This window comes from Cryobacterium fucosi, from assembly GCF_004403515.1.
GTDB classification, from domain to species: domain Bacteria; phylum Actinomycetota; class Actinomycetes; order Actinomycetales; family Microbacteriaceae; genus Cryobacterium; species Cryobacterium fucosi.
Genome location: NZ_SOHH01000061.1, coordinates 62,041 through 81,556, shown reverse-complemented (window position 1 = coordinate 81,556; position 19,516 = coordinate 62,041). Strand labels below are relative to the sequence as shown.

At 66.3% G+C, this 19,516-nt stretch carries 24 protein-coding genes and 1 pseudogene; 11 read left to right on the top strand and 14 right to left on the bottom strand.

Features of this window, described 5'->3' with window-relative positions:
- The first annotated feature begins 43 nt into the window (after positions 1-43).
- Positions 44-247 carry a three-helix bundle dimerization domain-containing protein gene (locus E3T48_RS07450; RefSeq protein WP_134523344.1) on the top strand — a complete coding sequence of 68 codons (204 nt, stop codon included), beginning with the start codon at positions 44-46 and terminating at the stop codon, positions 245-247.
- Positions 248-285: 38 nt separating this feature from the next.
- Here E3T48_RS07450 and E3T48_RS07445 read toward each other — a convergent pair whose 3' ends face one another.
- Both E3T48_RS07445 and E3T48_RS07440 read right to left on the bottom strand, forming a co-directional pair.
- A complete protein-coding gene (locus E3T48_RS07445; RefSeq protein WP_134523342.1) occupies positions 286-786 on the bottom strand; it encodes a hypothetical protein in 501 nt (166 codons plus the stop codon).
- A gap of 29 nt (positions 787-815) precedes the next feature.
- Positions 816-1,325 (bottom strand): universal stress protein, encoded by a 510-nt coding sequence (locus E3T48_RS07440; protein WP_134523340.1) that lies wholly within the window; start codon positions 1,323-1,325, stop codon positions 816-818.
- Between the two features lie 177 nt (positions 1,326-1,502).
- Here E3T48_RS07440 and arsD point away from each other — a divergent pair, with 177 nt between their 5' ends.
- Positions 1,503-1,925 carry an arsenite efflux transporter metallochaperone ArsD gene (gene arsD, locus E3T48_RS07435; RefSeq protein WP_134523339.1) on the top strand — a complete coding sequence of 141 codons (423 nt, stop codon included), beginning with the start codon at positions 1,503-1,505 and terminating at the stop codon, positions 1,923-1,925.
- A 13-nt stretch (positions 1,926-1,938) separates the two neighbouring features.
- Positions 1,939-3,720: an arsenical pump-driving ATPase gene (arsA, locus tag E3T48_RS07430; protein WP_134523337.1), complete on the top strand. Its 1,782-nt coding sequence runs from the start codon at positions 1,939-1,941 to the stop codon at positions 3,718-3,720.
- Here the strand turns inward: arsA and E3T48_RS07425 are convergent.
- Together E3T48_RS07425 and E3T48_RS07420 are read right to left on the bottom strand one after the other, a co-directional pair.
- On the bottom strand, positions 3,704-4,195 hold the full coding sequence (locus tag E3T48_RS07425; protein ID WP_134523335.1) for an FBP domain-containing protein: 492 nt from the start codon (positions 4,193-4,195) through the stop codon (positions 3,704-3,706). The two genes, arsA and E3T48_RS07425, sit on opposite strands and share 17 nt — an antisense overlap.
- A gap of 74 nt (positions 4,196-4,269) precedes the next feature.
- Positions 4,270-4,839 (bottom strand): TetR/AcrR family transcriptional regulator, encoded by a 570-nt coding sequence (locus tag E3T48_RS07420; protein ID WP_134523333.1) that lies wholly within the window; start codon positions 4,837-4,839, stop codon positions 4,270-4,272.
- Positions 4,840-4,973: 134 nt separating this feature from the next.
- Here E3T48_RS07420 and E3T48_RS07415 point away from each other — a divergent pair, with 134 nt between their 5' ends.
- The 5 genes from E3T48_RS07415 to E3T48_RS07395 all read left to right on the top strand — a co-directional run bounded on the left by E3T48_RS07415 (position 4,974) and on the right by E3T48_RS07395 (position 9,717).
- A complete protein-coding gene (locus E3T48_RS07415; protein WP_134523331.1) occupies positions 4,974-6,350 on the top strand; it encodes an FAD-binding oxidoreductase in 1,377 nt (458 codons plus the stop codon).
- A 23-nt stretch (positions 6,351-6,373) separates the two neighbouring features.
- Positions 6,374-7,684, top strand: coding sequence for a class I SAM-dependent methyltransferase (locus E3T48_RS07410; protein ID WP_241986707.1), 1,311 nt, complete (start codon positions 6,374-6,376; stop codon positions 7,682-7,684).
- Between the two features lie 975 nt (positions 7,685-8,659).
- The gene (locus E3T48_RS07405) at positions 8,660-8,863 is read left to right on the top strand and encodes a ribbon-helix-helix protein, CopG family (protein WP_134523327.1); all 204 of its coding nucleotides are present in this window, start codon (positions 8,660-8,662) and stop codon (positions 8,861-8,863) included.
- The gene (locus tag E3T48_RS07400) at positions 8,860-9,228 is read left to right on the top strand and encodes a type II toxin-antitoxin system death-on-curing family toxin (RefSeq protein ID WP_134523326.1); all 369 of its coding nucleotides are present in this window, start codon (positions 8,860-8,862) and stop codon (positions 9,226-9,228) included. The genes E3T48_RS07405 and E3T48_RS07400 overlap by 4 nt, the downstream gene beginning before the upstream one ends.
- Before the next feature lie 291 nt (positions 9,229-9,519).
- Complete coding sequence (locus E3T48_RS07395) at positions 9,520-9,717, top strand: hypothetical protein (RefSeq protein ID WP_134523324.1); 198 nt, start codon at positions 9,520-9,522, stop codon at positions 9,715-9,717.
- A 12-nt stretch (positions 9,718-9,729) separates the two neighbouring features.
- Here E3T48_RS07395 and E3T48_RS07390 read toward each other — a convergent pair whose 3' ends face one another.
- The 3 genes from E3T48_RS07390 to E3T48_RS17000 form a co-directional block, all read right to left on the bottom strand.
- Entirely contained in the window at positions 9,730-9,987 is a 258-nt protein-coding gene (locus E3T48_RS07390) for a type II toxin-antitoxin system RelE family toxin (RefSeq protein WP_134523322.1), read from the bottom strand.
- Positions 9,984-10,232, bottom strand: coding sequence for a type II toxin-antitoxin system Phd/YefM family antitoxin (locus E3T48_RS07385; protein WP_134523320.1), 249 nt, complete (start codon positions 10,230-10,232; stop codon positions 9,984-9,986). The genes E3T48_RS07390 and E3T48_RS07385 overlap by 4 nt, the downstream gene beginning before the upstream one ends.
- A 174-nt stretch (positions 10,233-10,406) precedes the next feature.
- Positions 10,407-10,601, bottom strand: a complete 195-nt coding sequence (locus E3T48_RS17000) for a dihydrofolate reductase family protein (RefSeq protein ID WP_198417638.1) — start codon at positions 10,599-10,601, stop codon at positions 10,407-10,409.
- Positions 10,602-11,104: 503 nt separating this feature from the next.
- Between E3T48_RS17000 and E3T48_RS07375 the strand changes: the two genes are divergently transcribed.
- Together E3T48_RS07375 and E3T48_RS07370 are read left to right on the top strand one after the other, a co-directional pair.
- Complete coding sequence (locus E3T48_RS07375) at positions 11,105-11,902, top strand: hypothetical protein (protein WP_134523318.1); 798 nt, start codon at positions 11,105-11,107, stop codon at positions 11,900-11,902.
- A gap of 68 nt (positions 11,903-11,970) precedes the next feature.
- Positions 11,971-12,375, top strand: a complete 405-nt coding sequence (locus E3T48_RS07370) for a hypothetical protein (protein WP_134523316.1) — start codon at positions 11,971-11,973, stop codon at positions 12,373-12,375.
- Between the two features lie 82 nt (positions 12,376-12,457).
- On the opposite strand, the gene E3T48_RS07365 is transcribed toward E3T48_RS07370, so the two are convergent.
- The 3 genes and pseudogenes from E3T48_RS07365 to E3T48_RS07355 form a co-directional block, all read right to left on the bottom strand.
- Complete coding sequence (locus E3T48_RS07365; protein ID WP_134523314.1) at positions 12,458-12,949, bottom strand: GNAT family N-acetyltransferase; 492 nt, start codon at positions 12,947-12,949, stop codon at positions 12,458-12,460.
- A gap of 484 nt (positions 12,950-13,433) precedes the next feature.
- A pseudogene (locus tag E3T48_RS07360) lies at positions 13,434-13,799 on the bottom strand (recombinase family protein); the annotation flags it as partial.
- A 33-nt stretch (positions 13,800-13,832) separates the two neighbouring features.
- Positions 13,833-14,828 (bottom strand): DMT family transporter, encoded by a 996-nt coding sequence (locus E3T48_RS07355; protein ID WP_134523310.1) that lies wholly within the window; start codon positions 14,826-14,828, stop codon positions 13,833-13,835.
- Here E3T48_RS07355 and E3T48_RS07350 point away from each other — a divergent pair.
- The gene (locus E3T48_RS07350; RefSeq protein ID WP_134523309.1) at positions 14,827-16,239 is read left to right on the top strand and encodes an aminotransferase-like domain-containing protein; all 1,413 of its coding nucleotides are present in this window, start codon (positions 14,827-14,829) and stop codon (positions 16,237-16,239) included. The genes E3T48_RS07355 and E3T48_RS07350 overlap by 2 nt on opposite strands.
- A 320-nt stretch (positions 16,240-16,559) precedes the next feature.
- Here E3T48_RS07350 and E3T48_RS07345 read toward each other — a convergent pair whose 3' ends face one another.
- The 4 genes from E3T48_RS07345 to E3T48_RS07330 form a co-directional block, all read right to left on the bottom strand.
- Positions 16,560-17,162, bottom strand: coding sequence for a hypothetical protein (locus E3T48_RS07345; protein WP_134523307.1), 603 nt, complete (start codon positions 17,160-17,162; stop codon positions 16,560-16,562).
- A gap of 122 nt (positions 17,163-17,284) precedes the next feature.
- A complete protein-coding gene (locus E3T48_RS07340) occupies positions 17,285-18,472 on the bottom strand; it encodes an MFS transporter (protein WP_338145229.1) in 1,188 nt (395 codons plus the stop codon).
- An 86-nt stretch (positions 18,473-18,558) separates the two neighbouring features.
- Positions 18,559-18,783 (bottom strand): YgaP family membrane protein, encoded by a 225-nt coding sequence (locus tag E3T48_RS07335; RefSeq protein WP_134523306.1) that lies wholly within the window; start codon positions 18,781-18,783, stop codon positions 18,559-18,561.
- Positions 18,784-18,842: 59 nt separating this feature from the next.
- On the bottom strand, positions 18,843-19,463 hold the full coding sequence (locus E3T48_RS07330) for a class I SAM-dependent methyltransferase (protein WP_134523304.1): 621 nt from the start codon (positions 19,461-19,463) through the stop codon (positions 18,843-18,845).
- Positions 19,464-19,516 lie beyond the last annotated feature (53 nt).

Below are 19,516 nucleotides of genomic sequence, written 5' to 3'. Positions count from 1 at the left end.
CCTGCAAGTTGACCAAACGGTGGCTGGGGCAGAAACTGGAGAGGTGAATCCCCAAGAGGAAGACCGTGCCGTCGCCAAGGTCATCGACCGGTTGGCCGAGAAGTTCCCGGAATCGCCGCGAGTGCGGATCGAACAGGCAGTGCACGAGCAGCAGGAGGCGCTGGCGGGAAACCCGGTGCGCGACTACGTTCCCGTGCTGATCGAGCACGCGGCGAAGGACCGATTGCGCAGTCTCGCCTCGAGCTGAAAGCGGCGCCGCGAACTGTACGAGCGCGAAGGCGAGCGTCAGGTCCGCCAGCGCCACCCTTCCGCTCCCGGGATCGCCGACTCGGGCATCCGTCGTGGATAGAGCCCTCGCGAGGCGGAACGGATGCGGGCCTGCAGGTCAATCAACGGGCACGCGCATCGGCTGCGGTCGATGAGCCGGCTCGTCACGAGCATGCCGATCAGTGCGGACGTCAGTCGTAGTTGAACCCGCTGGTCCTGACGTTCCTGGCTGCCCGGATCGAGCCATGGCTCGCGCAGGAACAGGTCGAGGCCGAAGAGCAAGTCCTCGGCGTGCATGGTGCGGGCCATCGCTCCGAGGGGCTGGATCTCACGTTCGGCGGCGAGCAGCACGCGGTCATCCCCGACCAGGATGACTTCCGATTCGGTTTCCAGGCAGTCCAGCAGTCGCTGGTGAACGCGCGTGATGCGCTGGCGCGTGACAGGACCGGTGCGCGCCTCGAGCTCGTGCTCGAAGAACACCCGGAGGATTTCGTCGATGTGGGGCTGAGTCATATTCATGGCGGCAGGGTCCCAGTAACCACTGACAGTCAGCCAAACTCCCAGGGGAGCCGTTCATCGAATGGCACGGGGGCGAGCGGAATCATCACCACCGGGCGGTGCTGGCGGTGGGCCAGGCGTACGGCAATCGACCCGGTGAAGAACGCCTGGAGGCCGCCACGGATGCTGGATTCCCGCGTGCCGACGATGATCATCGACGCCCCCAGAGTCTCGGCGAGGCGACCGAGGGCCAGGGCAGGGTCGCCGGCCAGGGCCCGTGTGCTCCACGCCACGCCACGCCCCTCGAGCAGGCTCTCCAGGTGGGCGCGCAGCCCCGGGTGGAATCCCTCGTCGGCCAGGTCCGTGTTGTCCGGGTCGAACGACAGGGTGGACATGCTCCCGTCGGGGTGCTCGGAGACCATGTAGCGGCCGGCATCGACCCAGGCGCAGACCAGTTCCGCCGCGAAATGGGAGGCGAATCCAACCGCCTGCAGCACGACGGCATCCCGTTGGCCCGGGGCGACACCCACGATCACGCGCGCCGGGTGGCTAGCAGTCATGGTGTGCTCCCTTTCGGCGCGGTTGGATGCCGACCAGTCCGATCGTGCCACCGACCGCCGGGCATTGCGAGCAATCACCGTCGATCACCACAAATATTGATGATCATCGATATACTGAAATGACCGACACCGCGGACAGGTCGTCCCCACGGATGCCGGACCAGGAGTTGGTGCGCAGTGGCAAACATCCGGATCTTCGAACCAGGCCTGTGCTGCGGCACGGGAATCTGCGGCGTGGACGTCGACCAGGCCCTGGTCACCGTGTCGGCAGACCTCGACTGGACCCGGTCGCAGGGCGGACAGGTCACCAGGTTCAACCTGGCCCAGGAGCCCCTGGCCTTCGTCGAGGACGAGGTCGCCCATGCCTTCCTGCTCACGGCCGGCGAAGAGGGCCTCCCGCTCACCGTCGTCGACGGCGCCACGGTGCTGACCGGGCGGTATCCGTCCCGGGCGGAATTGGGGAAGTGGGCCGGTCTCCCCGCCGATCAGTCTGCGGTGCAGCCGGAGGGCTCGCCCCGACTGCTCACCATGGCCGCCCCGGGCGGCGCACCCGACGCCGAGTCGGGTTGTTGCGGCGGCGGCACCGGCGGCTGCTGCTAGGCCGCGGCGCGCGATGACAAGCCCCCGGTTTCTCGACGACGCCCCGCGCTTCCTCTTCTTCACCGGCAAGGGCGGGGTGGGGAAGACGTCGATCGCCTGCGCGACCGCCGTGCGCCTGGCCGATGGCGGGGCATCCGTGCTGCTCGTCAGCACCGACCCTGCCTCGAACGTCGGCCAGGTCTTCGGCGTGGTCATCGGCAACACGGTCACCCCGATCGGAGCGGTCCCCGGGCTGTCCGCCCTGGAGATCGACCCGGAGCAGGCCGCCGAGCAGTACCGCGAGCGGATCGTCGGCCCGGTGCGCGGCCGCCTGCCGGCCGCCCAGGTGGCCTCGATCGAGGAGCAGTTGTCGGGCGCGTGCACCACCGAGATCGCCTCGTTCAACGAGTTCACCGAACTGCTCACGGATGCCGCCTGGACCGCCGCCTACGACCACATCGTTTTCGACACGGCCCCCACCGGGCACACCATCCGTCTGCTCCAGTTGCCCGGCTCGTGGACGGATTTCCTCACCGAGGGGACCGGCGACGCCTCCTGCCTCGGGCCGCTGTCGGGGTTGGAGAAGCAGCGCGCCGTCTACGCGGAGGCCGTTGCGGCGTTGTCGGACCCCGACCGCACCCGACTGGTGCTGGTGGCCAGGGCGCAGCGCTCGACCCTCGCCGAGGCCGCCCGCACCCAGGCCGAACTGGCCGCAATCGGGATGACCCGGCAATACCTGGTGGTCAACGGCATCCTGCCGGAGCAGCCCGCCGGCACTTCGACCGACCCCCTCGCCGCCGCCATCCGCGCCAGAGAACAGCGGGCGCTCGCCGACATGCCCGAGGCATTGCTCAGCGCGACGACCGACCGGGTGGCGCTGAAAAGCACCAACATGGTGGGGCTGCTCGCCGTGCGGAGCCTGCTCGAGCCGGAAGACCTCCCGGAACAGCCCGGCCCGGCGGCCGACATCGCCCCGGCCCCACTGTCGGCGCTCATCGACGAAATCGCGGCCCGCGGTCACGGCCTCGTGATGCTGATGGGCAAGGGCGGTGTGGGCAAGACCACCATGGCGGCCGCGATCGCCGTGCAACTCGCCGAACGCGGACATCAGGTCCACCTGACGACGACGGATCCGGCCGCGCACCTGGTCGACACCCTGGCCGGCGGACTCCCCGGGCTCGAGGTGTCCCGGATCGACCCGGCCGCCGAGATCGCGCACTACACCGACCGGGTCATGCGCACCAAGGGGGCGCACCTCGACGAACAGGGCAAGGCGATGCTCAGGGAAGACCTCCGCTCGCCGTGCACCGGGGAGATCGCCGTCTTCCAGGCCTTCTCCCGGGTGACCCGCGAGGCGAAGAACGCCTTCGTCATCATGGACACCGCGCCCACCGGCCACACCCTGCTGCTGCTCGACGCGACCGGTTCCTACCACCGCGAAATCCAGCGTCAGATGGGCCCTGGCATGCACTTCACCACACCGATGATGAAGCTGCAGGATACTGAGCAGACCAAGGTGATCCTGGTCACCCTCGCCGAAACGACACCGGTGCTCGAGGCCGCAGAACTGCAGGACGACCTGCTCCGCGCCGGAATCACCCCCTGGGCCTGGATCGTCAACAATTCGATCGCCGCGGCGGCGCCGAGCGCCCCGCTGTTACGGCTTCGGGCCGAGGGCGAACTGCCGGAGATCGCGCAGGTGCGGGAGCTGAAGGCCCTCCGCCTGGCGGTCGTGCCGCTGCTCGCCGCGGAACCGGTCGGCATCCAGGCGCTGCTGGCGCTCGGCGACGGCGTTCCCGTTAGCTCCCATCCCTGACCTCTCGCACGAAATTCCGAACGTGTTCCCTCAGCGCGTCGATACGTTGCAGGCGTGCGGCCTGGACGTCGAAGCCGAGGTATGCGACAGGGGGGAGTTTGCGGACGTTCGCTGAGCATTCGAAGTTGGCGCACGCGAGTGTGGCGATGGTGTTCCCGTTCCGTCCCGCCTGGCCGGCGCGCTTGGTGCTGAAGAACACCACGTCGTTTGGCAGGCGCACGTCGTCGCACCACGAGCACTGCGGCCGTGTCCTGATCGCTCCCTTGGCCTGGCGGACAAGTATCCCGACCGGACCGTCCTCCAGCTCGACGATGACGTAGCCGATGCCACGGATCTTGGGGTCCCGCCAGCCGAGATAGTCGAGGTTGTCCCACACGAGAGTGCTGACGTTCGGGGGGAGGGTGAGGGCTTTTCGCTCGCTCAGCGAAGCGTTGATGAGCGAAGCCCTTATGTTCTTCTCAAGAAGTGGGAGCATGAGGTGTTGATGCCTTGTCTGTCTGCCTCGCTTCAGTGCGGGAGGCGAGGGTGTTTAAGAGGGGGCGCCGCCCGTCAAACGGGCGGCCAGTTGTTCAGAACTGCGTCGAGGGCGTCCAGGGTTCTGGCCCATGAGGCATCCGCTGTCCGCGGGGTGTGTTGGAAGCCGCCGGTCCTTTCCAGGAGTACGTATCCGTGGAACGCACTGTGCAGCAGTCGCACCGCATCGGTCTGGTCCGGCTCGGCCAGGTCGTAGCCCCGGAGCATGGCCCGTGTCATCGCCGCGTGCCGACCCGCCGCGCTGGCGGCAGCCACCTCCGGTTCAAGCTGCATCTGCGTCGCGGTGTAGCGCCCAGGATGTTCCTTCGCGTAGGCCCTGTAGGCATTCGCAAATGCCACCAGCGCGTCCTTGCCCGCGCGCCCGGCCAGCGCCGCGGCGACCTGGTCGGCGAGTTCCGCCAAAGCCAGCACGGCCACCCTCGCCCGAAGATCCTGCACGCCCTTGATGTGGGAATACAGGCTCGCGTCCTTGACGCCGAAGATGCGCGCGACCGCCGACACCGCCACCCCCTCGAAACCGACTTCGTCGGCCAGGTCGGCCGCGGCGAGGGTCACCCGTTCCGTGGTCAATCCTGCGCGTGCCATACCGTCTCCTTTCCGTGCTGCCTACGATAGCAAGTCTTTTGCCTAATTATATTAGGCACTTCGAGCGTGGCGCTCCGGACAGTCGCGGCCGGCCGGCCGGCGCGGTCGCGGCGACCGAGGACTAGCTTGGAGGCGTGTACCCTTCCGCGATCGACGCACGGACCGCTCACGCCGCCGGCGTGGAGCGCCTCGTCGAGAGCTATCGGGCGGTGCCGCCGACGGCATCCGTTCGGCTATACAAGCCCACCTCGAACCTGTTCCGGTCACGCGCGAAGCCGACGGTCAGGGGCCTCGATACGTCGGGATTGAGGGGCGTCATCGCGGTCGACCCGGAAGCTCGCACGGCCGACGTGGGCGGCATGTGCACCTACGACGATCTGGTCGCCGCGACGCTGCCCCACGGGTTGGCGCCGCTGGTGGTGCCGCAACTGAAGACGATCACCCTGGGCGGTGCGGTCACCGGCCTCGGCATCGAATCGACGTCCTTCCGCAATGGCCTGCCGCACGAGTCGGTGCTGGAAATGGACATCCTCACCGGCGCGGGCGAGGTGGTCACCGCCTCGCCGGTCGAGAATGAAGACCTCTACCGCGCCTTCCCCAACTCGTACGGCACGCTCGGCTACGCCGTTCGCCTGCGCATCCGACTGGAGCCGGTCGAACCTTTCGTCGCGCTCCGGCATCTGCGGTTCCACTCGCTCACCGACCTGGTCGCGGCGATGGACCGCATCATCGCGACCGTCGCGACGGACGGTGTTCAGGTGGACTACCTCGACGGCGTGGTGTTCAGCGCCGACGAGAGCTACCTCTGTGTGGGCACGCAGACCGCGGAACCCGGCCCGGTGAGCGACTACACCGGCCAGCAGATCTACTACCGCTCCATCCAGCACGATGACGGCATCACGCACGACCGGCTCACGATTCACGACTACCTGTGGCGGTGGGACACGGACTGGTTCTGGTGCTCTGAGGCGTTCGGCGCACAGCGCCCGTGGATCCGCCGGCTCTGGCCAGGGCGCTTCCGGCGCAGCGGCTTCTACTCGAAGCTGATGCGCTACGAGCAGCGATTCCGGATCGGCGATCGCATCGAGCGACTGGGCGGCCGCCCGCCACGCGAACGCGTCGTGCAGGACGTGGAGGTGCCGATCGAGCGGTGTGCGGAGTTCCTGGACTGGTTCCTGGCCACCGTGCCGATCGAGCCGATCTGGCTGTGCCCGCTGCGGTTGCAGGGCGACGGCTGGCCGCTCTACCCGATCCGGCCGGAGCGGACCTACGTCAACGTAGGCTTCTGGTCGACGGTTCCGGTGGGGTCGACCGAGGGGCAGACGAACCGTCTGATCGAACGCAAGGTCAGTGAGCTGCGCGGGCACAAATCGCTGTATTCCGACTCCTACTATTCCCCGGAGGAGTTCGGCGATCTGTACGGCGGACAAACGTATCGGACCGTGAAGAGGCGCTACGACCCCGATTCACGTCTCCTCGACCTCTATGCGAAGGCGGTGCAACGACGATGACCACGTTCGAGGAACGATCGCCGGTGAAGGCGGAAACGGCAGGGAAGCCGAGCGCAGAGGGGAAGCTCGCCCTCGCCGAGATCCTGGAGATCCTCGCCGGCGGGCGGCTCCCGCTGAGATTCACCGCTTACGACGGGAGTGCGGCCGGTCCGCCCGACGCGCCGCTCGGGCTGGAGCTGAAGACGCCGCGGGGCACGACCTATCTGGCCACCGGCCGCGGCGACCTGGGCCTGGCCCGCGCCTACATCGCCGGTGACCTTGAGGTCCATGGGGTGCACCCCGGTGACCCCTACGAGCTCCTCACGGCGCTCGCGGGCGAGCTGGTCTTCAAACTGCCGCCGCCGCGGGTGACGGCCAATATCATCCGCTCCATCGGCGCCGTGCACCTGCGCCCGATCGCGCCGCCGCCGGAGGAGGCGCCGCCGCGCTGGCGCCGCGTCGCAGGGGGACTCCGGCACAGCAAGACCCGAGACGCCGAAGCGATCCGCCACCACTACGACGTATCGAATACCTTCTACGAGTGGGTGCTCGGGCCGTCGATGGCCTACACCTGCGCGTGCTACCCGCGCCCCGACGCATCCCTGGACGAAGCGCAGGAGAACAAGTACCGGCTGGTGTTCGAGAAGCTGCGGCTGAAGCCGGGCGACCGGCTGCTCGACGTCGGGTGCGGCTGGGGCGGCATGGTGCGCTACGCCGCCCGCCGCGGCGTCACAGCCACCGGCGTGACACTGTCGGAACAGCAGGCCGCGTGGGCACAGCGGGCAATCGCGGAGGAGGGCCTGACCGATCTGGCCCAGGTTCGCTACGGCGACTACCGCGACATCGCAGAGACCGGCTTCGACGCCGTGTCGTCGATCGGGCTTCTCGAGCACATCGGAGTGCGCAACTATCCGTCGTACTTCGGCTTCCTGCAATCCCGTTTGCGCCCCGCCGGCCTGCTGCTCAACCACTGCATCACCCGGCCGGACAACCGATCCGAAGCGTCCACCCGTGGATTCATCGACCGCTATGTTTTCCCCGACGGGGAGCTCACCGGCTCGGGGCGCATCATCACCGCGGCACAGGATGTCGGACTGGAGGTGCTGCACGAGGAGAACCTGCGCCAGCACTACGCGATGACACTGCGCGACTGGGGGGCCAACCTCGTCGAGCACTGGGATGAGGCGGTCGCCGAGGTGGGGTTGCACACCGCGAAGGTGTGGGGCCTGTACATGGCCGGGTCGCGGCTTGCTTTCGAGACCGGTGGAATCCAGTTGCACCAGGTGCTGGCGGTCAAGCCCGATGACGCTGGCGGCGTCGGCGACCTGCCGCTGCGGCCGTGGTGGACGCCCTGAGCGCTCGCAGGGCGGCGGTCACCCGGCTACCAATCGAATGCCCTACGATCCGGTTCGAGCACACGTGCTGATCGCGCAGAGATGGAGCCTGCCCTCGTCTGTCCGATGCCGGCATCCCGCACCAGAGCTTGGGTCCTGTGGCCGTTTTGGGTACTGGCTCGCAAACCGAACCATTTTGTGAGCACGCAGGCCTGCTGCACAGCGCAGCGGGCGTACACTCAGCGGCAGGGCTGAACGGTGCCGTTCCCTGGTCGGCCGGGCGGCCCGCCACCCTGGGGGCGGTGGTTGTTCGGGCGGAGAGCTTTGCAGTCGGCCGGATGGATTGCGCAGTTGGACGCTGCAGGTTGACAAGCGGAAGGTAGGCAACATGATCGGGGACGCCGACGAAAGCGTTCAGGAGGACGAACCTGGTCCCGTTGTCGCGGACCCGCTGGACCGCTGGCGAGCCTTGCCGGCTCGGGTACGAGTGGAGGAGCAGCACACGTCCCTGCCGGTTTCGGATGAACCGGATCCTGAGGGTGGCAGGAACCCTGACAACGACTGGCTGCTCCGTGGCGTGTGAACCGGTGTGCAAATCCAACCAAGTAGAAGGTCGGCTGTGGCAGGTCGTTGTCTGGGTCGGGGACCGTCGCTGCGCTCCGGACCGCAGCCTTCGGGTGACCTGGGCCTGATCCGGAAGGTGAGCATTGGCTAGGCCGGAGGCGGTCGCCAGAGTGTGGGAATGATCTCCTGGACGCGCTAGTCAGTCACTTGCAGTGGCGATTCCCAAATAACTTCCCGCGCTCGACGCCGCAAGCATCGGCCGGGCTCTCTGAGTTGACCACATCACAGTGCGTGTTCGGGGGCGGGCCCGCCAGCGGAACCCTCAGCGGTGCCGGCATATGCCAAATTCACCTCTACACCCGCTGTAAAGCATGGCACCAAGTGGTACCGTTTGGTACATCCAAAGTTGAACCGAAAATACGGAGGGCCCAGATGGCTATGAACTTGCGCCTCGATGCTGCGCACGACGAGTTGTTGGAGGCTCTCGCCGCACAAGAGCGCCGCTCGAAGACGGAAGTCGTGAAGATGGCAATTGAAGAGCGCGCGGCCAAGGCGGACAAGAGCGCCCGTACCCGTGCGATCTTTGAGCGCATCATGCAGGAGGACGCTGAGCTGCTCGATGCCCTCTCCAAGTGACGGAGTATCTGGAACCCGCCGACGTTGAGGACCTCATCGCGTTGGCGGGTTTTCATGTCCGCGGCCGGAACCTTCTACTGTCTGCTCTCGCCGCGCCGCTGCCTGTGTTCGGCGAGGAGGTCTACCCCGGCCTCCATGACAAGGCCGCCGCTTTGCTCATCGCCATCAACAACGATCATCCGCTATCCGATGGCAACAAACGCCTGGCCTGGATAGTCACAAAAGGTTTCCTTGCCCTCAACGGGCATCACCTTGCCGCCGGCAGCGCGGCCGACGGCGACGCGTTTGTGCGTTCCGTGGCCGACCACCGGGTTGAGCGCATAGCCATCGTGGACTGGATTGAGACGCACTCGAGGCGACTCTGACCTGAGGCCGGGGCGCGGTTTCGGTTCGACTTGAGTGCTTGACCGAACTCGGTATCCCGAGGCTTGGGGTCGGTTCGGTCGCCAGAGCGCAAGCACGGATGCCAGTGGCCACCCCTCCGGTGGCGTGCACGTTTCAGCCCAGATTCGCAGACGGTCAAAGCTCCACGCCGTCATCCAACCAATCAAACGGCGCATGACCAGCCTGTCGCCCGTCGTGAACCGAAGCGCCGAGGTGCTCGTTCCGTCGGGTCGCTGTCGCTCTCCCAGAGAGGTGCCTGTTCCCGTGATCGTGTGGAGGAGCATTCGGCGCTGGTAGACGAAACGGTTGCCGCCGGTCGGAAGATCGGCGAAGGGGGTAATGGTGCTGAAACGCAGATCCCAGCGCGGATGCTGAGCCGGGTCTTGCGTGAGTTGCCATACTCGGTCAACGTCGGCTCTGACCTCGATCTCTACATAGATCGCCTTGTCACCCATTGGACCACCCGCTAATGCGCGAGGCCTTCAGCGGTCGTAGACGTCGCGGCGGTGACCGAGTGTGATCACTGCGACGACGAGGACATCGTCGTCGACGGTGTAGATGATGCGGTAGTGCCCGATGCGAACTCGGAGGCCAGAGCGCCCCTGGAGCGCTTTGGCGCCTGGTGGCCGTGGATCCTCCCCAAGGAGCGCGATCGCCCCGCGAATGCGGTCGCGATCCTGGTGATCAATTCGCCTCAACGCACGAACTGCGGCAGGTCGCAACTCGATCTTGTAGGTCACGTCCAGCCCAGATCGGCCTTTACCTGAGCCCAGGGGATGTTGGGGCCTTCCTCTGCCATCGCCTCGTCGAACGCGGCGACGTCTTCGGCGTCTTCGAGCGCCTCTAGCATCCGCTCATACTGCTCGGGGCTGACGACCACGGCGGCGCGCTGACCGCGACGCTCGATGAATACGGCTTCGCTCTTCGCGCGAGCGATGACGGTGGAAAGGTGATTGCGCGCGTCTGCAACGCTGACGATAGCCATGAATGAATTGTACATCTGAGTGCGCTGAATGTACATCATGATGCGTGCCCTGGTCATTCCATTCGGCTCGTAGCGTCCGTTGCCCGGTCCCGCAGCGGGAACCCAATCCGTGCCCGTGCATTCCATGCTTGTTGCCGTTGGCGCTCGTAGGTCTGGCCCTCGCGGACGGCGGTTTCAGTCCGGTTGCGGGCGGGCGCGCCGATCGCGCTCGTAGATTACCCGCGAGCCGAATGTACGCGTCCCGACCAGATCAAGCGAAATGTCTCGGGTGACCGGTGGGAAGAAGGGCGTGCCCCCTCCGACGACGACCGGATAGCGGAACATATGCAGTTCGTCGACGAGATCGAGCTCGATCGCTTCGGCGGCCAAGCAGGCACCGCCATCGAGATGTCCTTGCCGGTGGCTCCGAGCGTGGCGGCGACCTCCTCGGCCACCGACACCTCGGCGAGCCGAGCGTTGCCCTGACCCTGTCGAGTGTACGGCTGAAGACGATCTTCGGGAGAGCGGACCAGACGTTGGCGAACGCGGCCCCGGGCTCGGTGTCGCGCAAAGACGGATCGGTTTCCCAGACCCGCATCGTCTCACCGGAGCGACGGACCATGAACGCGATGAGATTCACCGTCGAAGTTGACATCGGGCTCTCCCTCCTTCTGCAGGCTTGCTCTGCCGCAGTAGGTGACCGAAGTCTCCTCGTGCCGGTCGGTCCGAGCGACTATACATCGATTTCGGCCGCATTGAAGATCCCGCAACCCAACGTCTTCCGGGACGGATGTGCGACGTGCTGGGTGGTCTCCGGCCGGTTCCGGCTGTCGCTTGTTCTCGGGAACGCGCCGTGCCCGGGGCCACCTCGGTCCGCGCGCTACATTGTGACCGTGGATCGACAAGCCTTGAAAGCGCGTGCAGGCGCCGCGATGATCGGGGCGCTGTCCATCGCAATCATGCTGACTTCCTGCGCCTCCTCGCCGAAGACAACGTACCGGGCCGACAGTGGGGAAGCGGTCACTGTCGACTGGGCGGCCTATCCGGGGCACGCCGGCATGGATGCGGGCGATGTCCTTCGAGCTCCCCCTGCCGAAGAAACCAGGGCGGTGTCGGCGAGGATTCTGGGGGAGATCGAGGCTCGCCTCAGCGATGAATTCGCGCTCGCCTGGGAAGACGGCCCAACTGACGGGCATGTTGGCGAGGGCGAGTTCTACCCTCAGGAGGGCAACGGGTACGGCGGTAGATCGCTGTACGTCACGTTCAACTCGGCCGCACGCGAAAGCTTGAGCATCCCCTCGCGCGCAGAAGACTGGAATCGCATCGTCGAGATCATCACCGACGTGACCCAAGCGCACGGCCTGGGATCGTTGAAGCTTGACAGTCTCGATTCCGAACGCGCCGCTGAGAACGCTGAGCGGTCAGGTTCGGAGAACCCGGACGAGCAATGGCAGTGGTTTGGCACCGCCAACGGAGATTCGCAGTGGGTGGCAGTGTCCCTGATCAATATCGACCGGGACGAATCCGGCAAAGCGGCAGGCGAGATCGGCGTCGAGACTGGGTGGAACGCCCGTTCGATCAACATCTCGTATGGAGCCACGACTGTGGGTATCGGGGACCGAGACGCCTTCCTCAAACGGATCGAACCATATGAGGGATTGACACGGCCAGACGCAACCACGTCCGACTGAACGCCGCCAGCCGAACCCTTGCGGACCGATTTCGTAGAACGATATGTTTGCCTGAATCAGGGAGAGAAGTGGCCGACAAGTGGACTTTTGTGTGGTTGGTCGCAGCGTCGGTGACGGTACTCACCATGACGGGCTGTTCACCTGCCGATGGCTTCTCCGACTTGCAGAGAGCGCCCAGGGCAGAGGACGCCATCCCGAGTGGCCTTCCGGACTATGCATTGGACGGTTTCGACACTGACAGCGTGCGATTTGTGGGTGTCGTTGACGACACGCGGCTGTACTTGGCACGCGGGCGCGACTTGCCTGTCTGCCTGCTCGCCTACAGAGCAGCCGCGGAGTGGCAAGGAGCGTGCGGCTCGAACATGACGACAATGAAGTCGGCAGGCTTTGAAGTCATGATTGTGCAGGATGGCATGCCCAATCGAGAGGGCTGGAGCAAAGCAGGCGAGAACATCCGCATCAAGGACCAGTAGGTCCAGCGTTGGCCAAAACAAATCGTCAACGGGATCGAGGGGAATACCAGCAGAGGCACCCGGAAGGGGAACCTTCAGCGGGTCAAAACCTTAGAACCATCGTGTCCGAATTGCCGACCCGTCCCGCGACGACGAAGCCGTTGCTCAAGTACAGAGCGCGGGCTCGTTCGTTGTCGTCTTCGACGCTCAAGCTCAGTCCCTGGAGGCCACGATCCGCTGAGGCCCGTATGGTCTGCTCCAGAAGAACGCGGCCTACGCCCTGGCCTCGATGAGAGCTCACTACGCCCATGCCCAGTTCGGGGATACCCTCGTCAACGAATCCATATCCGGGATCTTCGGCGGTCATGAACCTCGCCCACGCCGCACCGAGCGGCTTGTCCTCTGCCTCGTGTGCCACGAAACCGAAATCTGAGCCTCGTTTCCAATCGGAGAGGTAGTGCCATAGGCCGGGGCTATTCATGATCGATTGCAGAGTCGCAGTCTGCCGGTCTTGGCGCCAGTTGATTGCTTCCAGCAGCATCACAGCGAGAAAATCGATGTCCTCAGTTGCGGCATCGCGGATATGTAATGTCATGGCGGTGTTCCTCAATTCAGAAAAGTGGCTAGGTCGATTTGTCGACGTGGATTGGCGCGCTTAGTGAAGGAACATGCCTCGAGTGTCGCAGTCATTGCGCGTAACGTCCAGCCTCGAACACCCAGGTTCTACCGTGGCCATAGACGAACCTTTGCGGGCTCAACCGGAGGCAAATTGATGGTCCCGACACACGGGCGTTGCTGCAGAGCGTCGATCTTTCACGGAAGGGTAGAAGATGCGGTCACGGAAAGCCGGGGTCCTGACGGACGATCTCATTCTTGCCGCCAGCATGAATGTCGGAGACGCGATCGGAGATTTTGACACTTCTTCACTGGGCACGGGTGATCATCGGCCACCGCTTGCCCTCTTCGCGATGAAAGCGACTGATCATGGTGTTTCTTTCTGGGCCGGCGTCAGGAATCCGCGAAAATTCGTGCAAATTCCGTGGTGACTTGTAAGGGACGTCCGCGGGGATCACGAATCGTTCCGCGACCATGGCCAGGACGTTAAAGAGGAGCCGTCCGACGGGATCAGTGCGGTCGTGGATGGAGCCTCCGATGCTGAGCTTGACTTCGCGGCGGGTGAGTTCGTCGACAATGTCCTTTGCATCGCGCAGGGATCGGGCCAGTCGGTCGAGTTTGGTCACGACCAGGGTGTCCCCGGCCCGGCAGGCGGCCAGTGCTTCCCGGAGTCTCGGTCGTGCCCGGTTGGCGCCGGTCAGCCCTGGGTCGGTGAACGCCTTATCCAGCGTCAGACCAAGAGCGACCAGGGTGTTTTTCTGGGCGGTGAGGTCTTGGTCGTTGGTGGATACGCGGGGGCTGCGGAAACGCGGCGATCGTGATCCGGAAATTTTGGGTGGCGCTTGCGCCGGTTCGGGTCCCGCTTACGGTCGAGCTGTGCTCGGAGGTACCACTACCTGTACTGGTTCGTTTTCGGAGTGCTGAAGGGGGCGCGGGGGTCGGGTGCGGTTGAGGCGTGTTCGTACGGCGATGCCGGCGCAGAGGATCACGGCGATACCGCCGATGATTGTTTGCCACGTCAACTGTTCGCGAAGGATCAGAGCGGCCCAGAGGATGCTCAGTACGGGTTGCGTGAGTTGCACCTGGCTTACTTGGGTCATGGGCCCAATAGCCAGTCCGCGGTACCAGGCGAAGAAGCCCAGGAACATGCTCACCACTCCGAGGTAGGCGAAGGCCGCCCACTGGGTCGGCGTACCGGTCGGGGGCTGTTCGAGGATGGCGATCGTGGCCAGTGTGATCATCAGGGGCGCGGCTAGTATCAGCGCCCAGGACACGGTCTGCCACGACCCGATCTCTCGCGCGAGCAGGCCTCCTTCGGCGTATCCGATGGCGGCGGCCGCAACGGCGCCAAAAAGGAGCAGGTCCGACCAGTGGAATCGAATAATCCCGCCGCCTTGCACGGACGCGAAAGCCACGGCCACAAGAGCGCCGATGGCGGCCATGATCCAGAACGGCAGCGGGGGTCGCTCCTTACTTCGAATGACGGCCATCACCGCTGTTGCGGCTGGGAGCAGGGCGATCACGACGGCACCGTGACTCGCCGAGGCAGTAGTGAGGGCAAATGATGTCAGGAGGGGGAAGCCGACGACGACGCCGCCCGCCACCACGGCCAGGCGAGACCACTGGCTGCCGCGAGGAAGGCTCTGTCGGGTGAGGGCCAGTGCGGCCGCGGCGAGCAAGGCAGCGATGACGGCGCGTCCGGATCCGATGAATAGCGGAGACATGCCCTCGACGGCGACTCGGGTGAGGGGAACCGTGAAGGAGAACGCGGCAACCCCGAGCAGTCCCCAGGCCAGGCCGGCCCGCGATGGTGATAGCGGTGCGGGCGTTTTTTTGATAGCGCTACTATGGTCTGACATGAATAACGATAGCAGTTGCCGGATCGTGGCCGCACTTCGCGAATGGATCGCGGGCAGCGTCCCCGGCGCGCGCCTGCCGACCAGCCGCACGCTAGTGGCGGAATACGGGGCGAGCCCAGTGACGGTTCAGAAAGCTCTCCGCACCCTCGTGGCTCAAGGCCTTATCGAAACGCGCCCCGGCGCGGGAACGTTTGTTCGCGCGGTGCGCACAGCGCGCCCGCTCGATTACAGCTGGCAGACGGCGGCGATGCGTTCCCCGCACAGCCGTCTCTCCGCGCTGAGTCCCGCACTTCGTGAAGCTCCGCAGGGCGCGATCGCCCTGCACGCCGGCTACCCTGACCGGGAGCTGTTGCCGGAGCGGTTGATCCGGTCCGCGCTGGCCCGCGCGGCCCGGAGCGATGCAGCGCTGACCCGTTCAGCAGTGGCGGGACTTCCGGAGCTGCAGTCCTGGTTTGCCCACGAGCTCGGTGCAGCGACACCGGTCGGCGTGACCCCGCCCCTGCCGAGCGATGTCATTGTGCTCCCCGGAAGCCAGAGCGGCTTGGCCACGATCTTTCGCGCCCTCGTCACCGCGGGCCAACCACTGCTGATGGAATCGCCCACCTACTGGGGTGCGATCCAGGCTGCAGCTCAAGCCGGCGTCGAAGTAATCCCGATTCCGACGGGGCCCGATGGCCCCGATCCGGACGAACTCGCCCGCGCATTCCAGGAAACCGGCTCCCGCACCTTCTACGCACAACCCACCTATGCCAACCCGACCGGCTCACAGTGGTCGGATGCCGCCACGACGCAGATCCTGGACGTCGTGCGCGCGCATGGCGCGTTCCTCGTCGAGGACGACTGGGCCCATGACTTCGGAATCGACACCGACCCGCGCCCGGTCGCCGCTCGCGATGACGCCGGACACGTCGTCTACGTGCGATCGCTCACCAAGAGCGTTTCGCCCTCCATTCGTATCGCGGCCGTCATCGCCCGAGGGCCCGCCCGCGAACGCATCCTCGCCGACCGCGGGGCCGAATCGATGTACGTCAGCGGGATCCTCCAAGCCGCAGCACTCGACGTCCTCACCCAACCCGGCTGGCAGACCCACCTCCGCAACCTCCTCCGCCCCCAGCTGCGGGCACGACGCGACCTCCTACTCAACAGCCTGCGCGTACACGCACCAGACGCACACATCGCCACCGTCCCCGCCGGCGGCCTCAATCTCTGGGCCCGCCTCCCCGACGCAACCAACCTCGACCGCCTTGTCGCAGACTGCGAGGCCGCCGGAGTCATAATCGCCACAGGCTCCGGCTGGTTCCCGGCCGAACCCACCGGTCCTTTCATCAGACTCAACTACTCCGGCCCCAACCCCGGCGCATTCGCCGACGGAGCCCGCATTATCGGACGGGCCCTGACCGCAAATCTCTGACCTAGTACAAGCCCAACCGGCCCAGCCAGCTCGGACGCACCACGCGGAACGCGGCCCAGCGCGAGCATGCTGCCTTTGGCGTCCCGTAGGGGGTTCCAGGCTGACTGCGTGGCCGCTCAAGACCGAAGTATCGGGTCCGACCCCGGCGCCTGGTCAGCCGCACTCCCCGAGGGTCACGCTAGTGAAAGTTGCATACGTCGGTGAGATCAAACAAATCGCGCTTACCAAAAGCGGATCCGGCTACGAACTCGGCATCGATATCTGCCCGCCTGAACGATGAGCTCGACGCCGGGGGACCGGTCCGAGGACGATGAGCTCACTCAGACGTTGGCCAGCGTTTCGGTATAGAGATCTCGGTTGTGTCTGGTCTCCCGCGAGACCAGCAGGTGTCGACGGCTGAGTCGACGGGCGTAGTGCCCCCGGAAGGGCAGCTGAATGATGGTGTCTATGCCGTGGTGCCAGGCGTGGATGAGGGCCGGCAGCGCCAGCCGCTCTGGAGTCTCAGCTAGCGGTGTTCGCTGGTTGTCGACCAGTGATGTCCGCCACTGATTTTTCGCTGCCTCACTGTCCATGCCGGTGTACCAGATCGCTGAGGGTCGCGCGGAGTAGGCCTCTTGAAGCTCCTCATCCGTGGACTCGGCGATACGGCGCAATTCGTTCTCGTCTGGAATTCGCCCTTCCCTGGGGTCGTCCTCAAATTGGGTCCAGGCACGTTGCCAGTCGATCAGCCAGAGTCGCTCCAACTCGTTGACTGCAGGCCGGCGTGGCCGGGCAGAGATTCCCGGATCCGGTTCCCGATCAAGAGGCGGAACACCAGCCGGTTCAAGGCCCCACGCGCTGCGCACAAACAACAACTCGCTGAGGAACGTCGGGGAATCTTCGATCGTGATTGTCATATCGTGCGGCCACGGATTGCCGGGCATCGGGTGACTTGATCTCATGGTTCATAATTCACACACCCGCACCGGTCTGGCAACAGGCACCCGGAATACACCGCCCGCAAAAGTGTCGCGCTCAGGTGCGCTGAGTGCACCAGCGCGTGAGGCTATCCGGCACGCTTCGCCGCCGCCAGCCGCCGCGCCGACCAGCCCACGATTACGGCCACGAGGAGCATGGTGACCAGGCCCAGCCCCGAATAGCCGGCCGCCGAGAGGATCGGGCCGGCCAGGGCGCCGCCGAGCGCTCCTGCCGCGTTCATCGAGAGGTCGGAGAAGCCCTGCAGAGGGGCGCGGTCGTGCACCCCGACGGCCTCGGCGATCAAGGCGGAACCGGCGACGACGGATGCCGACCAGCCGAGCCCGAGCAGGATCAGCCCGGCGGTCATCGCGACCGGGGAGTCGCCGTTCAGCCAGAACAGCGTCAGCGCGGCCAACAGCAGGGCCTGGCCGGTCAGGATCACCGGCATCCGCCCGATCCGGTCGGCGAGGGCGCCGAAGACGGGGGAGAGGGCGTACATCCCGGCCACATGCAGGCTGATTGTGAGCCCGACCACGGTGAGCGTGGCGCCGTGGTCGCGCAGGTGCACGGGGGCCATGGACATCAGGGCCACCATTGTGGCGTGGCTGAGGGCGATCACTCCCACGGCGAAGCGGGCGCCCGGGTTGGATCGGATGATGGCCAGTCCGCCGATCCGACGCCCGCCCGCGGAGCCGCTCGTGCGTGCGGCCAGCGCGGTGAGCAATGGATCGGGCCGGAGTCCGACCGTGTACACGACGGCCGCACCCACCGTGGCCAGCAGGGAGAACGCGAACGCCCCGGTCAGGGGCGGGAGGCCGAGGGCGGCGCCGACGGTCTCGCCCGGGCCGAACAGGTTCGGGCCGAGCACCGCGCCGATGGTGGTGGACCAGACGACGATCGAGAGGTCGCGGGCGCGGAACCGCACGCTGGCCAGGTCGGTTGCGGCGAACCTGGCCTGGAGGTTGGTGGCCGACCCCGCACCCAGGAGGATGAGGGCCAGCAGCAGCAGCGGGAACGCGTCGACGGCCACCGAAGTGATGGCCAGCACGGCCCCGGCTCCGGCGATGAGTGATCCGGTCGCCAGCGAGCGTCGCCGGCCGCGGGCCTGGGCGAGCCTGGCCAGCGGAACCGCGACGAGGGCCGCGCCGAGCGTGCTCATGGTGGCGGCCATGCCGGACCAGGCGCTGGAGCCGGAAAGCTGGGCCGCCAGCAGGGCGCCGAGGGACAGGGTTGCGCCCATGCCGATGCCGCCGAGGATCTGACCGACGACCAGCACCCGGACAACCGAGCGCTGAACCGGACTGTGGTCCGGCGTGCTCGGCGGCGTGGCGGGAGTGGGAACGGCCGTGGGCAGATCCGGGTTCAGGATGTGAAGGTCTTCCGGAAGGCGGGCCCCTGGAGCGGCTTGCCGAAGAGCGGGGCGAGGAGGCAGAAGTCGAACGATCCGGCGGCGATGAAGACGGTGCCGAGCACCGCCAGAATCCACCACCAGCCGCCGAGGACCACGGCCAGGACGACGAGGACGATGCCGGCGATGATCCGCGCCCAGCGGCCCGAAGTCGACCCGAGGAACTGAAGAATGGACATCATGTGCTCCTTTGTTCTGTACCTCCCAATATACCCCATGGGGTAATCCTCGCGAGGCCTCAAGCCGTGGCGACCAGGATGGTGTCGAGGGCCGCTCCGCGGATGTCCGCAGGGGACTCAGGGTCGGTGGCGAGGTCCCGGCTGACGGTTTCGCAGCGCACCACTCGCTCTGGCCCGACGATCGACGACAACAGCTCGGGCGTGTAGAGGATGTCGGGGTTGCCGGGGCCGGGACCGCCCGCCGCGATGTTGGCCCGGTCGTGGCCCAGCACGAGCAGGTGCCCGCCGGGGGCGAGCCAGCCCAGCGCCCTGGCCAGCAGGGAGCGGAACTGCACCTCCGGCAGGTGGAGGTACATCACGGTGACCAGGTCGAAGCGTTCCGGGGGTTGCCAGGTCGTGGCATCCGCCACCAGCCAGTCCACGTCGACGCCGGCGGCCCGCGCGTGCTCCCCGGCCTGGGCGATCGCCTCCGCGGAGAAGTCGAGCCCGGTGACGCTCCAGCTCCGGGCGGCCAGCCAGATCGCGTTGCGGCCGTCGCCGGTGGCCAGGTCGAGCGCGCGCCCCGGCGTCCAGGGTGCCACGGTGTCCTGCACGAGCTGCGCAGGCAGGGCCGACCAGAGGCGGGTGTAGTGGCCCTCGCGTGCCTGCCGGTAGCGGATGTCCCACTCGTCTACGTCCATTGAGAGGTCCCTTCGAAGCCGTCCCGGTCCCGACGCGGAGAATCGTCGTGCGG